Annotated in this window: 15 protein-coding genes and 2 tRNA genes; 14 read left to right on the top strand and 3 right to left on the bottom strand. The window is 49.3% G+C overall.

The genetic code is table 11. The annotated features are described in order from the left end of the window. Positions 1–87: 87 nt before the first annotated feature. Positions 88–3,066 (top strand): PEP/pyruvate-binding domain-containing protein, encoded by a 2,979-nt coding sequence (locus tag QF669_05545; protein MDP6456899.1) that lies wholly within the window; start codon positions 88–90, stop codon positions 3,064–3,066. A 37-nt stretch (positions 3,067–3,103) separates the two neighbouring features. On the opposite strand, the gene gdhA is transcribed toward QF669_05545, so the two are convergent. After that, positions 3,104–4,441: an NADP-specific glutamate dehydrogenase gene (gdhA, locus tag QF669_05540; GenBank protein ID MDP6456898.1), complete on the bottom strand. Its 1,338-nt coding sequence runs from the start codon at positions 4,439–4,441 to the stop codon at positions 3,104–3,106. Positions 4,442–4,849: 408 nt separating this feature from the next. Here gdhA and QF669_05535 point away from each other — a divergent pair, with 408 nt between their 5' ends. The 12 genes from QF669_05535 (at position 4,850) to QF669_05480 (ending at position 15,110) form a co-directional block, all read left to right on the top strand. Beyond that, a complete protein-coding gene (locus tag QF669_05535) occupies positions 4,850–5,389 on the top strand; it encodes a ComF family protein (GenBank protein MDP6456897.1) in 540 nt (179 codons plus the stop codon). A gap of 35 nt (positions 5,390–5,424) precedes the next feature. After that, positions 5,425–6,615 (top strand): phosphoglycerate kinase, encoded by a 1,191-nt coding sequence (locus tag QF669_05530; GenBank protein MDP6456896.1) that lies wholly within the window; start codon positions 5,425–5,427, stop codon positions 6,613–6,615. Further along, a complete protein-coding gene (gene tpiA / locus QF669_05525; protein MDP6456895.1) occupies positions 6,615–7,373 on the top strand; it encodes a triose-phosphate isomerase in 759 nt (252 codons plus the stop codon). The genes QF669_05530 and tpiA overlap by 1 nt, the downstream gene beginning before the upstream one ends. 19 nt (positions 7,374–7,392) lie before the next feature. Beyond that, positions 7,393–7,728 (top strand): preprotein translocase subunit SecG, encoded by a 336-nt coding sequence (secG, locus tag QF669_05520; GenBank protein MDP6456894.1) that lies wholly within the window; start codon positions 7,393–7,395, stop codon positions 7,726–7,728. A gap of 21 nt (positions 7,729–7,749) precedes the next feature. Continuing rightward, positions 7,750–7,833: transfer RNA gene (locus QF669_05515), tRNA-Leu, on the top strand. A gap of 37 nt (positions 7,834–7,870) precedes the next feature. Then, positions 7,871–9,184, top strand: a complete 1,314-nt coding sequence (locus QF669_05510; protein MDP6456893.1) for a tetratricopeptide repeat protein — start codon at positions 7,871–7,873, stop codon at positions 9,182–9,184. A gap of 90 nt (positions 9,185–9,274) precedes the next feature. Next, positions 9,275–9,958, top strand: coding sequence for an HAD-IA family hydrolase (locus QF669_05505; GenBank protein ID MDP6456892.1), 684 nt, complete (start codon positions 9,275–9,277; stop codon positions 9,956–9,958). After that, entirely contained in the window at positions 9,948–10,313 is a 366-nt protein-coding gene (gene acpS / locus QF669_05500; GenBank protein ID MDP6456891.1) for a holo-ACP synthase, read from the top strand. Before QF669_05505 ends, acpS begins: the two co-directional genes overlap by 11 nt. After that, positions 10,310–11,845 (top strand): NAD(P)H-hydrate dehydratase, encoded by a 1,536-nt coding sequence (locus tag QF669_05495; GenBank protein MDP6456890.1) that lies wholly within the window; start codon positions 10,310–10,312, stop codon positions 11,843–11,845. Before acpS ends, QF669_05495 begins: the two co-directional genes overlap by 4 nt. Next, a complete protein-coding gene (locus QF669_05490) occupies positions 11,832–12,221 on the top strand; it encodes a VanZ family protein (protein MDP6456889.1) in 390 nt (129 codons plus the stop codon). The genes QF669_05495 and QF669_05490 overlap by 14 nt, the downstream gene beginning before the upstream one ends. Further along, positions 12,214–13,467 carry a UDP-N-acetylglucosamine 1-carboxyvinyltransferase gene (murA, locus tag QF669_05485; GenBank protein ID MDP6456888.1) on the top strand — a complete coding sequence of 418 codons (1,254 nt, stop codon included), beginning with the start codon at positions 12,214–12,216 and terminating at the stop codon, positions 13,465–13,467. Before QF669_05490 ends, murA begins: the two co-directional genes overlap by 8 nt. Before the next feature lie 284 nt (positions 13,468–13,751). Further along, a complete protein-coding gene (locus tag QF669_05480; protein ID MDP6456887.1) occupies positions 13,752–15,110 on the top strand; it encodes a TrpB-like pyridoxal phosphate-dependent enzyme in 1,359 nt (452 codons plus the stop codon). 79 nt (positions 15,111–15,189) lie between these two features. On the opposite strand, the gene QF669_05475 is transcribed toward QF669_05480, so the two are convergent. Continuing rightward, entirely contained in the window at positions 15,190–15,708 is a 519-nt protein-coding gene (locus QF669_05475) for a shikimate kinase (GenBank protein ID MDP6456886.1), read from the bottom strand. A 164-nt stretch (positions 15,709–15,872) separates the two neighbouring features. On the opposite strand from QF669_05475, the gene QF669_05470 reads away from it, so the two are divergent. Beyond that, a tRNA-Ser gene (locus tag QF669_05470) sits at positions 15,873–15,966 on the top strand. Between the two features lie 79 nt (positions 15,967–16,045). Here QF669_05470 and QF669_05465 read toward each other — a convergent pair. Then, complete coding sequence (locus QF669_05465; protein ID MDP6456885.1) at positions 16,046–16,456, bottom strand: helix-turn-helix transcriptional regulator; 411 nt, start codon at positions 16,454–16,456, stop codon at positions 16,046–16,048. Between the last annotated feature and the right edge of the window lie 113 nt (positions 16,457–16,569).

The raw sequence follows: 16,569 nt of genomic DNA, 5'->3' as shown, positions 1-16,569 counted from the left end.
CATGCGCGGGTGTTGCGTCTAACCCGGCTGAATTGTAGGTTCCAGAGGCAATCTTTACGGGAAGAAATTGATGAGAGGTTCAACAGCATGGTGAAGCAATCTGAAGCCGACAGGCTTCCGCGCTGGGACTACCACGATCTAATGTTGCACCGGGTGCACGAGATTCTCTTGGTGGCGTCGCCTTACGACGCCTACATCCTGGAAGAGGACGGCCGGCTGACTGAACAGATACTTTCAGAGTATCTCGGAATGAACCTCAGCTATGCGCCGAGGGTATGGCGCGCCTCCAGCGCATCGGAAGCATTGGAAATGCTCTCGCGCCGTCATTATGATCTTATCATTACTCTTCTCAGGATCACCGATATGGACCCCAATGCGTTTGGCCGCCGCGTGAAGCAGAACTATCCCAACACTCCCGTTATCTTGCTGGTCTATGACGTCACTGAAATCAGCCATATTCGCGATCATCTTCAGCCGGAGGCCATTGACAGAACATTTGTCTGGAGCGGCAATGCAAACGTTTTCCCGGTGATCATTAAGTACATTGAAGACAGACAGAACGTTAAACGCGATATTCAGCGGGGTGATGTGCGGGCAATCATTATTGTTGAGGATAATCCGCTCTACTATTCCATCATTCTGCCTCTCGTCTATGCAGAGATTCTCTATCACACCAGGGCGCTTATGGATCGCAGTCTTAACGATACTCATCGGCTGCTAAGATTGCGCGCCCGCCCGAAGATCCTTTTAGCAACGGAATACGAAGAAGCTCAAAACTATGTGGAGATGTGCGGTGAAAACCTCCTCGGCATCATCTCTGATGTTCGCTTTCCCCGCAAAGGGCAGAAGGATCCCAATGCCGGCTACCGGCTCATTCAGTGGGTCAGGGAAAAAGAGCCGCTTATGCCGATCCTTTTTCAGTCGTCGAATCTTAATCTCAAAGCTACTGCTGATGAATTAAGAACAGCTTTCTTATACAAGCATTCAAAAACACTGATACACGACCTTAGGACTTTCATTAAGGAGAATTTTGGTTTTGGTGATTTTGTATTTCGCGCACCGAACGGTAAAGAAGTAGCCCGCGCTACAACATTTCATGAAATGGAAAAACTGCTGTTGACCGTAACCGACGAATCCATTGTTTATCATGCCACCAGGAATCATTTCTCAAACTGGCTGGCAGCCCGGGGAGAATTCTCCATCGCATCTCAGGTCAGGATTGTTCAGATATCTGATTTTCCGGATGCGCAGACTTTGCGTGAGTATCTGGTGAGCTGCATAGAGATGACAAGGCATGTCCACTATTCTGGACGCGTCTACCAGTACAAAGAGGGACCTATCGATCCCTCCTCGAACTTCATTCGTGTCCGTGGAGGTTCGCTGGGAGGAAAGGCCCGCGGGCTGGCATTCGCCACCAATCTCATCGAGCAAAAGGATCTGCAAAAGTCTTTTCCAAATGTGACCATCCGAATTCCACGAATTGCTGTTGTGGCGACTGATGAGTTTGACGATTTCATGAACAAGAATGATCTCTGGCAGTTTGTTTTTGACGTTTCCGATTTTGACGCAATAAAGAGAAAGTTTCTTTCAGCGCAACTCTCGAAAGAAGTTATCCGTTTCCTCAAGACGTATCTTGGTCAGCTGGAAGCGCCTCTTGCGATCCGTTCATCCGGACTTCTGGAAGATATGCATTTCCAGTCTCTTGCTGGTCTCTACGCCACATACATGATTTCGAACCGATCCGGATCTCTCACCGCCAGGGTCAAGAAGGTAAGTGCTGCCATCAAACTAGTCTATGCCTCTATGTTCTCAAACGAAGTGAAGGTCGCCATGGAGGCATCCTCTCATCTAATAGAAGACGAAAAGATGGCTATCATCATCCAAGAGTTGGTTGGTGAAACCAAGAACAACCGCTTCTATCCGACCTTCAGTGGTGTCGGACAGAGCTTGAATTACTATCCCGTTTCCTACATGAAGCGTGAGGAAGGCGCGGTTCATGTGGCGCTGGGCTTGGGCAAGACCATCGCCGAAGGGGGGAAAGCGCTGCGGTTTTCACCCAAATACCCCTCCATACTTCCTCAGTTCTATTCCACAGAAGCTATTCTGGAGAACTCCCAGACGGCTTTCTACGCTCTCGATCTGACAAAGGAGGTCCACCCACACGATATCAATGAAGAGGATAACTTGGATCTCCTGCCTCTTTCTGTCGCCGAAGAAGACGGAACTTTACGTCATGTGGGCAGCGTGATTACAGCGCAAGATGACATCGTCCGCGATTCACTTAGCTATGAGGGACCGCGTGTGGTGACTTTTGCCAATATTCTCAAGACGGATACCTTTCCTCTAAGCGATATATCTGCTCACTTGCTGGATGCGGGGCACGCGGCATTGGGATGTCCCGTCGAAGCGGAGTTTGCCTGCAATATTTCAGATGATCCTGAAATAAAATCAGAATTCTGTCTACTTCAGGTGCGTCCCATGACCATCGATACGCTTGATCGTAACATCCAGCTAAAGACAATTGATGAGGACAGTATTGTATGTAGAAGCAGTCTGGCGCTCGGAAACGGAAGAATCGAAGACTTGAGCGACGTGGTGTTTGTGAAGCCTGCTGTGTTCGATACAGCCAAGACCGGTGAAATGGCCAGTGAGATTGCTGAGTTCAACCGGGAAATGCGAGGTAGAACACGATATCTCCTCATGGGACCGGGGCGCTGGGGTAGTGCCGACCCATGGCTTGGCATCCCTGTGAAATGGGATCATATTTCGCGGGTCAAAGTGATTGTTGAGGTAGGCTTGGAGGAGGTTCCTATCGATCCGTCATTCGGCAGCCATTTTTTCCAGAATGTTACCAGTTTTCATCTGGGCTACCTTACGGTAAGCCATAAAGGCGGACACGACTTTATCGACTGGGATTGGCTGGGTGATCAGCCGGTCTATCGTCAGTCACCGCTGGTGACATGGGTAAGACTGGAGAATCCTCTCTCAATCTGGATAGATGGGCAGACCGGCATGGCCGTGATCAGGGAATCGGTATCAATTCGGAAAGAAAACGGGCTGGCCTAAGAGATAGGCTTGGTCTTCTAATAGGATTGTTGTCAGGCTAGATTACACCCTGATCGAGCATTGAATCGGCTACCTTAATGAACCCGGCAATGTTTGCGCCCTTGACGTAATTCATCATTCCGTTATCATTGCCGTATTCAAGACATTGCTCATGAATACTCTTCATGATGCTGTGCAGTTTCTGATCTACTTCTTCTCTGGACCACTGAATCCGCATAGCATTCTGAGCCATCTCTAATCCGGATACGGCTACTCCACCGGCGTTGGCTGCCTTTCCAGGTCCGTATAGTACTCCATTCTTCTGGAAGACGTGAATGGCGTCAGGCTCGGTAGGCATATTTGCCCCCTCGGCAACACAGACACAGCCGTTATCCGCGAGCGTCTTGGCCTCTTCAGCATTGATTTCATTCTCAGTAGCACACGGAAGCGCAACGTCGCACTTGACGCTCCAGGGACGTTCACCTTCCATATACTGACAACCATATTTCTCAGCATATTCGTGAATCCGGCCCCGCTTTATATTCTTGAGCTCAAGAATATATGCCAGCTTTTCTCTGTTGATGCCGTCCGGATCGTGGATGCTGCCGCCGGAATCCGAGAATGTAATCGGTTTTCCTCCCAGATCGAGAACCTTCTCGGCGGCGAACTGTGCCACATTGCCTGAGCCGGAAATCGAAACACTCTTGCCTTCAACTGATTCGTTTCTTGTTCCAAGCATCTCCTGCGCGAAATAAACGGTTCCGTAGCCGGTTGCCTCAGGCCTGATCAGACTGCCGCCCCAGTTAAGAGCCTTTCCTGTGAGAACGCCCGTGAATTCATTGCGAAGACGTTTGTACTGACCGTAAAGGAATCCGATTTCTCTCGCGCCCACACCGATATCTCCGGCGGGAACATCTGTCTGCGGACCGATGTGCCGCTGAAGCTCCGTCATGAAGGACTGGCAGAAGCTCATGACTTCGTTATCAGATTTTCCCTTCGGATCAAAATTCGATCCGCCCTTGCCGCCGCCCATGGGAAGTGTAGTAAGACTGTTCTTGAATACCTGTTCAAATCCAAGGAACTTGAGAATGGAGAGGTTTACAGACGGGTGAAATCTCAATCCGCCTTTGTAAGGTCCAATAGCAGAGTTGAACTCGATTCGATAACCCCTATTAACCTCGATTTCTCCCCGATCGTTCCGCCACGGCACACGGAACATGAGGACACGCTCCGGCTCCGTCATCCGCTCCAGAATCCTGCCCGTCACGTACTGCGGATTTGCCTGAACGTAATCCCAGAGAGATTCCACAACTTCGTGTACTGCCTGCTGAAACTCCTTTTCTCCATGATTCTTTTCAGCAATCATATTCATGAAATCGTCGATTGATGAATACATTTGAGAATTCCTCCGTATTTGAGTTGAGTGTCAGTTTGTCAATCGAAAAAACACGTGTCAGACGGTTATAATGAACAGAACTATTCCTACACTAAATTTACAAATCTTTAGTGAATCAACGATGGTTTTTTACACATATTTTGCTTGTTTCTCTACCCGCACTATGTCGTGAAAATGTGTAAATTATCGCCATGTTCAATCCGGATTTAATCCTAAAAAGACAAATCTTGATTACTCAAAAAAAGAGATGAACTGCTGAATAGCAAACAGAACCACTCCATAATCAAGCAACTGGCAGGAGGATTCGTAGACCTCATCTATCCGCCATTTTGTACTGCATGTGATGAGAAACTTAAGCAACATGAAGAGATTGTCTGTCACCACTGCTGGGGACGGCTCGATGCTACTATGCTCGGCAACTGGGTCGAGAAGCTTTCTCTGGGTGATACACTGGACGCCGCTTTCTCAGGATGGTATTTCGATGAAGTTCTTCAGCTAATTGTTCATGCGCTCAAGTACGATGAGAAGCGGTCAGTGGCCGGCGAACTGTCCAGGCGGTTGGCCGGAATGTTAAGGGATGAGATCGAGAAAATGAGGTTGGATGCCGTGGTGCCGATTCCGCTCCATGTGACAAAATTGCGCCAGCGTGGATTTAATCAGAGCGAATCCATTGCGGAACCTCTGGCTGAACAACTGGGTATCGCATACGTCCCGAACCTTCTTCGCCGCCGCAGGAATACCGTCTCCCAGACGACGCTTTCGCTGCAGGGGAGGGAGAAAAATGTTGCCGGTGCATTTATGGTGTCCGGAATGAGTGATCATGAAAGAATCCTCATCGTGGATGACATTCTGACTTCGGGGGCAACTGTCTCTTCGTCTGCTATGGCATTGAAGGAATCAGGAGCAAAATTTGTTGCTGTGGTGACAGTTGGAACGCCATACCTTTAGGCACCGGGAAACGGTCATCAGAAAAGAATTTGACAGTGATCAGCACAGTAACACAGTTGGAGTTGAAAAGACAGCGAATCTTAGTCCGGGTCGATTTTAACGTACCGCTTGAGAACGATCTTGTAGCGGATGATTTTCGTGTTCGGTCTGCATTGCCTACCATCAATTACTGTCTTGAGGAAGGGGCGTCCCTGATCCTGATGTCGCACCTCGGCCGTCCCGGAGGAATGAGAAAAGATGAACTCAGTTTGATTCCTGTTGGCGAAACACTCTCAGATTTACTGGAACTGCCGATAAAGTTTTCTGAAGATTGTGTGTCAGAAGATGCTGTCGATGTTTCGCACAATCTCGTGCCCGGCGAAGTTCACCTGCTGGAGAATCTACGCTTTCACGCTGGTGAAACATCAAACGATCCAGAATTTGCGCGAAAACTGTCACGGCATAGTTCAAAGTATATCAATGATGCCTTCGGCACTGCCCATCGTGCTCACGCCTCGAACGTGGGGGTTGCCTTATCCTCTGTTGACAGAGCGGCAGGCTTACTTATGGAGAAGGAGTATCATTATTTGCATCAGGCGGTTACCAGTCCGAAAAGACCGCTGACTATCATTTTGGGCGGAGCCAAGATCGGCACAAAACTTTCTTTGATCAGAAGATTTCTGCGCGAAGCCGATAATATTCTCATTGGTGGCGGGATGGCCTTCACTTTTCTGAAAGCTGACGGTCAGACAGTAGGACAGTCGCTGGTGGAAGATGAAATGATTGATACGGCGAAAAATATTCTGGAAAAGTCCGTAAGCTCGGTAGCCAGGCTGCGATTGCCGCTGGATTTTGTTGTCACTGATGATGTAGCTTCCGGCCGCGCCAAAGGCGAAAAGAACATGCATGATATAGAGGAAGACGAAATAGGGGTGGATATTGGTGAGCAGACGATGATGCGATTTAAAGAAGTGATAGATCAGAGTGCCACAGTCATCTGGAACGGACCGATGGGAATCTTTGAAGTAGAAGCGTTCAGTCACGGTACAGCAGCGATGACAAAGACAGTTGCGGCGGCTACATCCCGGGGTGCAACCACCATCCTTGGCGGTGGAGATACTGCCGCAGCCGTCCGGAAATTTCGACAGCATGAAAATATATCTCATATTTCTACAGGTGGCGGGGCGTCGTTGGCACTCTTGGCGGGCGCTGATCTGCCTGCCTTTGAGGCTCTTGGGGTGTCTTGATGAATAACCGCAGACGATTAATAGCGGCGAACTGGAAGATGTATAAAACAGCCCAGGAAAGTTTTACTTATGTCCAGTTGCTGAAGAATAAGATTTTGGACATAGATGAGGTCGATATTATATTATGCGCTCCTTATACTTCGCTCTTTCACATAGGTCCTCTATTCGAAGAGGAAAACCTGCAGCTGGGTGCACAAAATATGGCTCTCCAAAGAGAAGGTGCATTCACCGGTGAGATATCTTCCACTATGCTGAAAACCTCAGGATCCCACTGGGTTATCATCGGGCATTCAGAAAGGAGGAATCTTTACCAGGAGACTGACGAAACTGTCGCGTCAAAAACTTCTCTTGCTATTGCTGAGGGACTCAGGCCAATTGTCTGCATCGGTGAGAGTCTTCAGCAGCGAGAGCGCGGGGCAACAGTGGATGTTCTGCGACATCAGTTTGATGCTGTGTTCACAACTCTGGCAACGGGTACAGTCGAAAAGGTAGTGATTGCCTACGAGCCTGTCTGGGCAATCGGGACGGGACTTAATGCTGACCCGCAGCAGATCCTGGAAGCACACAGCACAATTAGAGGTATGCTGACAGAGACATTTGAAGACGAAGCGAACTCTGTCAGAATCCTTTACGGGGGCAGCGTCAATGGTGACAATTGCAAGGAACTGATTGAAGTAGAGGAAGTTGACGGTTTTCTGGTGGGAGGAGCGAGTCTGGAAGTTGAGAAATTTGAGAAAATTATCAGAGCAGCGATCTGAAAGGAGATTAATAACGTAAATGTACGGTTTTCTGATTTTCTTGCATGTGGTTGTTAGTATCTTGCTGATAACTGTGATTCTGATGCAAGCCAGTCGCGGCGGTGGTCTGTCTGGCACTTTTGGTGCGGGAGCTTCAACGGCCATCTTTGGCGGGCGGGGCGCCGGCAGTTTTCTCAGTAAAGTAACAGTTGGATTGGCTATCGCCTTTATGACACTTGCTATTCTTATTAGTCTCGTGAATGTTCCTTCGGCGAGCAACGAATCGATTGTCAAGCAGAGGGCAGAAGGAGAAACAGTTTCACCAGCCGTAGATCTTCCTGTACCACTTTCATTGCCGGAAGCGAGAGAGAAATAGTGCCACATGTTCCGGAATGTCGCCGAAGTGGTGGAACTGGTAGACACGCTATCTTGAGGGGGTAGTGTCCTAGAGGACGTGCGGGTTCGAGTCCCGCCTTCGGCACGAGGATTGTTTTAATAATCAGTTAAACGGGGATAATATGATACGAAGCATCAAACACTTATCAGCATTGGTTCTTTTAATTGGCTACTTTCTTTCTGCGCAAAGCGGTGAAGATCTTTTGTCCGAGGGACAGAGTTTAATTGAACAAGGTTTGACCGATTCGGCAGAGGCGGTGCTTAAGAGGGCAGTGGATATCAATCCACTCTTCGCTGAAGCCTATTTTCAGCTGAGTCGGATAGCAATCATGAAGTATGACCTCGACAGTTCCGGAAAATACCTGAGAAATGCCATCGAGAACGACGAATACAATGAAGTATACCGTCAAGAGTTCGACAGGATTCGTGGGCTAAATTCCCTCTTAGGCAATGCCACACGGAGCCTTAACGGCGGTGAAGCTTCTGCATCTATTAGCAAGTTTGAGAAAGTAATGGAGGAGTATCCTGAATTCACACCCCCCGCACTCTATTATATTGGTCTTGCGAACATGAGAGACGATATGATCAGCGAAGCGGCCGCTTCTTTCAGGGCAGCTATAGCCAGTGATCCATCCTACGAAAGACCACGGGTAGCCCTAAAAGGGATAACTGATAAAACGTATAATAAAGGTAATCAGTCCCTGAGACGGGGTGACTATGACGGGGCCGCAACAAGCTTCGAAGATGTGTTGAAACTTGACCCGGAATACCACCGCGCTCACTTTCAGCTGGGTTACATCAACACAAAACTGGGCGAGTACGGTAAAGCTATCGAACGCTATCAGAAGACTGTTGCACTGGCTCCTGATTACGCCAAGGGGTGGTTTGCACTAGCCCTCGCTCAACAGAGAAATGGTGATATCGATAGTGCGCTTAAATCTCTGGATCGTGCCACTGAGACAGATCCCTATTATGCCAAAGCGTATTCACAGAAAGGGACAATCCATCTCAAGATGGGTGATTACGATGCAGCTGCATCAGCGTATAACCAGGCAATACAAGCCGATCCTTCATATGCCAAGGCGTATGAGGACCTGGGCAAGATATTTGTGCAGCAGAAACGGTGGAGTGAGGCTGTCAACACCTTGATGACAGCAACTGCCTTGAATGGTAAATCGGCGGTTGCATGGTCCATGCTGGCTCAGGCGCATAATGCTCAAGGTTCCTGTGAATTAGCCAAGGAGGCGGCTCACGAGTCCATCGATGGGAAAGCAGACTTTGCGCCGGCCTGGTTTGAACTGGCGATGGCGGAGAAATGTCTGGGTAACAAAACGGCAGCCTTGAATGCGCTTGAAAAAGCGCGCAAAGACAGATCGTGGCGTAAGGCGGCTGAATACGAAATCGACAAGATAAAGAATCCGGATAAGTTTAAATGATTCCATGTATGTTGAAAAGGGTGCCTCGAGGCACCCTTTTTTGTATCCATTCGTTTTAATTCACAGCTGCACGCCGTATTTTCGTCTATCATGATTAAGGCTGTTATATTCGATCTGGATAACACACTTCTTGATTTTATCAAGATGAAACAGAATGCCATCCGTGCCTCTGTAGATTCCATGATAGAAGCCGGCCTTGATATAGATGCCGAGAAGGCTTATAACGACATTATGCATCTTTACGAAACGCAGGGGTGGGAGAATCAGGAAGTATTCAACGATTTTCTTAAGCAAGAGCACGGGAGCGTCGATTTCAAGTTTCTAGCGGCCGGGATCGTTGCCTATCGGCGAGCGCGCGAGGCCTCACTGATGCTTTATCCCAATGTGCAGCGCACTCTCATCACTTTGGCCAAGATGGGCATAAAGCTGGCCGTGGTTTCGGATGCTCCTACAAGAGAAGCGTGGCTGAGAATCTACTACCTCAATCTGCACCATCTCTTCGATCTCGTCTTGACATTCGACGATGTTGGGGAACGTAAACCGTCACCAAAGGGATTTCAACTGGTCCTGGACAGGCTGAAGCTGGATCCGGCTGAAGTGCTCATGGTGGGAGACTGGCCGGAGCGGGACGTTGTCGGTGCGTCAAAACTGGGTATCCGTACCGTCTTTGCTCAGTACGGTGATACGTTCGGCACAAAAGATTCGGGTGCTGACTGGGACGTAGAGAATGTCTATGAAATTGTCAATATCGTGGAATCTCTAAATGCAGAATAATTATGCGGTAGGAACCGATATTGTTGAAATAGACAGAATTCGTGAGATGCATGAGCATCATGGAGAGAGATTCTTTAATCACATATTCTCACGTCAAGAGGTTGCATGGTGTAAAGAGCGCGCCGACCCGGACATCCATCTGGCCGGCCGCTTTGCGGCAAAGGAGGCAGTGAAGAAAGCTCTCCTCACGCTTGGTGAGAAGAATATCCCTCTTATCGATATTGAAATCTTGCGCGATGATGGTCCTCCTTCCGTAAATGTCGGTTCTTCCATCAAGAATAAATATGATTTTCAGATCTCCATTTCACATACACAGCGGTATGCCACCGCGGTGGCCATCGTAGAGTGCCGATGAGGGTTCTGTCATCGGAAGATGCGCGGCTGATTGATCGTCATACGATGACAAAAATGGGCGTCTCCGGAGAAACGCTTATGGGTCAGGCGGGAGAGGCTCTCGCAAAAAGAATTGAGCAGGTGGTATCAACAGCGGGTGGCAAACAAGTGGCAATCATCTGCGGCAAAGGTAATAACGGAGGAGATGGGTATGCAGCGGCATTTCACCTGTCCGGGGCTGATGTTGAGATTACTCTCTTCTCATCTGTTCCTGAAGAGAAGATAGACGGTGATGCTAAAGTTTTTTACGACAAGTGCATCGCTGACGGAATGGAGGTTACCTTTCCCGGTAACATGCGTGACGTGGACCTTTCCAATTTCGATCTTATCGTGGACGGTCTTCTCGGGACTGGGATAGAAGGTAAGGTGAGAGAGGAAGCGGTAGAATGGATTAACCATATTAACGCATCTGGTCTCCCCGTTCTCTCTATCGATATTCCATCGGGAGTCAGTTCTGACAGTGGTCAGGTTCTTGGTGTGTCAGTGGAAGCCGGGGCGACAGTTACGATGGGTTTTTTGAAGCAGGGACTGGTGGTGGAGCCGGGAGCTTCACTGTCAGGCGATCTGGAAATTGCGGAACTCGCCTATCCGGAGGAGGCGTTCCAAATGCTTAAGATAGACAAACGAATAGTAGAGGACTCTTTTGCACAACAGTTTCTGTCCAAGCCGGCTGCCGACACCTATAAGCATCGACAGGGCAAGGTGTTGGTGGTTGGCGGGTGCAAAGGATATACAGGTGCCGTCTGTATGGCATCGGAGGCGGCTCTGCGTTCGGGGGCGGGACTGGTCATTGCCGGAATTCCTGAGAGCCTGAATATCATCTACGAGTCAAAACTGACGGAAGTCATCACCGCTCCGGTGATCGATGATGGGAAAGGATATTTCACCGAAAAGTCGGTCGATCACCTCAAAGATCAGATTGAATGGTGCGACGTATCTGCCGTTGGCCCGGGTCTGGGAACATCAGGTGAATCAGTTGAATTTGCAAAGAGACTCCTCTCCGCAATTGACAAACCTGTTGTCATCGATGCAGATGGACTGAGGGTATTGCACGGCAATCCTGGTTTTGTAAAATCTATGAGCAATGAATTCATCCTGACGCCTCACGCCGGTGAGGCTGCGGCCATCTTCGGCATCGAGAAGCAGACGATTATTGACGATCCCTTTCAGTTTACTCTCGAATCGGCCAGGGAGGTTGGTGGTGTCTTTGTTTTAAAAGGAGCACCGACGCTTATCTCTGACGGTGCAAGTGTAGTGGCAAATACAAGCGGTCACCAGGGATTAGCCACGGGCGGAACCGGCGATGTTCTGACGGGATTGATCGCCGGATTTCTCGCTCAGGGAGTGCCTCTATTCGACGCGGCACAGCTGGGAGTCTATATCCACGGCAAAGCGGCGGACGCACTGCTCGCTTCACACGGATACCGCGGTCTCATTGCCGGAGATCTGCTTAAAAGCGTCCCCTCTGTCATCGCTGGTTATGAGTGCGATTAGGTATCGCCGCTTGGCGATAGCGTACTGTCTCCTGATAATATTTGTTTCATCAATTCCGGGCAGAACCCTCCATTTTCGATTGCTGAACTGGGATAAGATGTTTCATCTGGCGGAATACTCAATTCTCGGGTGGTTACTGATACGCTCGCTGGAACAAAGGACTTTGCCCGGCGTGACAGGGGTGATTCTCATGGGGTGTTGTTTTGGTATGCTTGATGAATTGTGGCAGCATTTTGTGTCAGGAAGATCAGGGCAGTTCTACGACTGGATGGCGGACAGTGCTGGCGTTCTCGTCGGGAGTGCGGTTGTGCTTTTGCCAGAAAGATTCCTGAAGATGAACAAAGCGATTGAACAGGTTGAGGATAAACATGGATAAGATTGTTATCATCGGCGGCAATGAACTCAACGGGAGTGTTGAGATAAGCGGCGCCAAGAATGCTGTTTTGCCAGTCATGGCGGCTACCCTGCTGGCGCCGGGGGAGTACAGGATCAGCCGTGTACCAAATCTTCGCGACACACGTACCATGATCAAACTGCTCAAATTAATCGGGGCGGAGGTATCATTTGATGACGGCCTGGTTACGATCGATACGGGAGGGTGTGACAATCCGGAGGCACCCTATGAACTTGTGAAGACGATGCGTGCGTCTTTTTATGTGCTGGGGCCGCTCCTTTCCCGCTTCGGTTATGCCAGGGTTTCACTTCCGGGAGGGTGTGCGTGGGGACCCCGCCCAGTTAATTTCCACGTCTCCGCCGTGAAGGCGCTGGGTGCTGAAACCTCTCTTGAAGAAGGATATGTGGTGGCAAAAGGAGAGAAACTGTACGGCAACACAATCGATTTCGACAAATCTTCAGTGGGCGCCACCGGAAATGCAGTCATGGCAGCGGTGAGAGCTGAAGGCGAGACTGTTGTGAAGAATGCGGCCTGTGAACCGGAAATAGTGACACTGTGTGATTTCATCAATGCCATGGGCGGTCAGGTTTCGGGAATGGGGTCCGACACAATAAAGATTCGCGGCGTGGAATCCCTTCAAGCCGTAGACTTCGGAATCATTCCGGACAGAATTGAGGCGGCTACGTTTCTTATCGCCGGTGCAATGATAGGGGATACCGTATCGGTTCTCGGAGTAATTCCCGATCACATTGCCGGTGTGATTGAACGGCTTAACGATGCCGGAAATGATATCACAATCGGCACAGATTCAGTTACGCTCAAGAGGGGAGAACGGATAAGGCCGGTGGATGTGACAACATCAATCTATCCAGGATTTCCTACAGATGTCCAGGCGCAGTGGATGGCGCTGATGGCGCTGGCTGACGGAAACGCTACTATTGTTGATACAATCTATCAAGACCGGTTTACCCATGTGGCAGAGCTGTCCCGTTTGGGAGCCAGAATTGAGCTGGAGGGTAACAACGCCCGTGTTTATGGCACCGGACAGCTGATTGGTGCGCCTGTGATGTCGACCGACATCCGCGCCAGCGCTTCTCTAATTATTGCGGGATTGGCAGCTGAGGGCCGAACTGATATTTCCCGTGTCTATCATATCGATCGGGGTTACGAAAATATCGAAGATAAATTCAGGGCACTCGGCGCTGAAATCTGGCGCGAGAGTGAGTGATTTAGTCCTTAGAACACTTTTTCTGCCTCGGATTTTTTTTATTGCATCACACGATCATTTTATCAATATTAAGAATAACAATGGGGGCCTGATTTGCACTGAACATTACATCCCTCATTTAACGTGAGGTGGGACTAAGTGCCTTAGGGTGAGACGCAGTCACATTGCTCAATTGTTAAACAGTATTTGCCTCGATAAATCTTTAAATAGAGAGGTATAGTGTAATATGGTCTTAAAGAAATTTTGGGAATCGCTGACAAAAGTTCAAAGGAGGTACGCAGACTATGAATCAGACAAAAATACAGTTGGATGAGAAGGATATTCCGAGGCAGTGGTACAATGTAGCGGCGGATATGGAGACGCCACCACCGCCGCCCATCAATCCGGGGACGGGAGAGCCCATCGGCCCCGACGATCTTGCTCCTTTGTTCCCTATGGGACTTATTCTCCAGGAGGTAAGTCAGGAGCGGTATATAGATATCCCTGAACCTGTTCTCGAGGCGCTCAGTCTCTATCGGCCGTCGCCTCTCTACAGGGCACACAGGCTTGAAAAGGTACTCGGTACACCGGCCAAGATTTACTACAAGTATGAAGGAGTAAGTCCGCCGGGGAGTCATAAGCCGAACACCGCCATTGCTCAAGCTTTCTATAACAAGGAAGAAGGAGTAAAGCGGCTTTCGACGGAGACCGGAGCTGGTCAATGGGGTAGTGCCCTTTCCTATGCCGCGCAGATGTTCGGGTTGGAGTGCAAAGTCTACATGGTGCGTATCAGTTTTGATCAGAAACCGTATCGCAAGGCGTTCATGCAGACCTTCGGCGCCGAAATTGTAGCCAGCCCAAGTCCTGATACGGAAGCCGGGAGGAAGATTCTCGAGCAGACTCCCGACACACCGGGAAGTTTGGGGATTGCCATCTCTGAAGCCGTGGAAGATGCGGCTACACGTGAAGACACCAAGTATTCGCTCGGATCTGTGCTGAACCATGTGCTTACTCATCAGACCATCATCGGACAAGAGGCGATGAAGCAGATGGAAATCGCCGGTGATTCACCTGATGTAGTAATCGGTTGTGTCGGCGGAGGATCGAACTTTGCCGGCCTCGCTTTTCCGTTCGTGAGGGACAAGATCAACGGCAAGGATATTGACTTTGTGGCTGCTGAACCTACCGCATGTCCAACCTTAACGAAAGGTGAGTGGCGTTACGACTTCGGCGATACAATCGGTATGACGCCGCTGGTTCCCATGTACACGCTGGGACATACATTCACACCGGAGCCGATTCATGCGGGCGGACTTCGCTATCACGGCGATGCACCGATGCTGTGCCAGTTAGTGAAAGACGGCATTATCCGGGCCGAGGCACACGAACAGAATGATGTCTTCGCCGCCGCAGTTCAGTTTGCTCGTGCAGAAGGGATCGTCCCGGCGCCAGAATCGAGTCACGCTATCAAGAGCGCTATCGATGCAGCAGTTCAGGCGAAGGAAGCGGGTGAAGAGAAGACCATTCTTTTCGGCCTCTCAGGTCACGGTCACTTCGATATGCTTGCTTACGATAACTACTTCGCAGGCAACTTGGAGGACAAACCTTTCAGTGACGAAGATCTGAAAGAAAGTCTTGCCGCATTGGAAGGATTGCCTGTCTGAGGCGAGCCTGACAGTATAGTTCCATACAATCAACGTGAAAGGGGAGAGTTAAATCTCCCCTTTTTGCGTATAGAAAAGATTATAGTTTGCGCAGCAGCTGCAGGATCTGCTCAGCCGCCGATTCGGGCGTGAACTCGTCGGTGGCGATTCTGGCATCGGCCTGCTGATAGAATGCTTCTCTCTCTTTCAACATGGTTTCAATCACCTTTGACGGCTCTCCTTCCTCCGGTACTATCGGGTCTTCCATTCTTTCGATTCTCTGAACGAGTTCGTTTGCCGGAGCGTCGAGCCAGATAGTGATTCCTGTAGTCTGCATTGTACCCATCTTTGACTCATCGAGTACGGAATCACTATTGCAAGCAAAGACCTGGTGTTCACCCTGCGACAGTTCCTGAAGCGTGGTACTTTCCATATTCCTGAGAGATTCCTCGCCAAACGATTCAATGATCTCTCTCAAACTTCGTCCATAGATAGCTTCCATAGTTTCGTTGATATCCACAAACGCCCACCGCAGGCGATTGGCGAGTATCTTGCCGACGGTTGATTTTCCGACACCGGTCATGCCGATGAGATAAATGTTGCGCAACTGATTATTCATTCTCTAGTGACGTTAAGATCTGTTCAATTATACTATAAGTTTGGTCGCAAAGCAATCAGGAGTAACATCTCGACTAAATCGCATCAGGTGTTCGGAAAAGCTATTTGAAAGAGGATGGACTTATTGGTAACTTTGTCATCACTCTCGACGGAAACGACAACATTGGAGAGGTGGCCGAGTTGGCTGAAGGCGCTCGCCTGCTAAGTGAGTGTAGGGTTAAAAGCTCTACCGAGGGTTCGAATCCCTCCCTCTCCGCCAATCCTCCGGCAGTGGGGGAGAAAAAAGCCCGATGGTAGAAACTGTCGGGCTTGTTATTTTTCGGGGCTTTTAGGAGCAATTATTTGGTTGGCATTTGTTTGCGTGACACGCCTCCCCCCAAGACGTGCCATTCGTCGCCCTCCTCATCGTATCGTTCCCATGTGCCAGTAACTTTGTCGAAGCGTTCACGTTGCCCCTCTACCACGTGTGCTTCGTATCGCTGTTCTATTTCCATTGTAGCCCCTTCCTTTTCCAATGAGGGACTCTCTTCATCTACAAACTCACATTCGGTCTTATTATAGTCCTTCCATATAGTTCGACAATGTAGGGCGGAGGCAATCGCCTCAATACTGGACGGTCGGATGTGTGCGTCCTGATCAGCTCGCCAGCGTGAGATAGTATTCGCTGTAATACCTGAGAGTTCGGCAACCCGAATCGCTTGAATTTTACTGTCCCTGATAAGTCCAAGGATTGCGTCTCTTGCTTTCATAGGTGATATTAAACCCCTTGCAATCACTATTACAATACCCATTGTAAATAATAATATAAACAATACTTGACATTATGTAAATTAAGCATTATATTAGGGCAAATGAAACACCA

It is taken from the genome of Candidatus Neomarinimicrobiota bacterium, assembly GCA_030743815.1.
GTDB lineage: Bacteria > Fidelibacterota > Marinisomatia > Marinisomatales > S15-B10 > UBA2146.
This window is presented reverse-complemented; position numbering and strand designations above follow the sequence as displayed.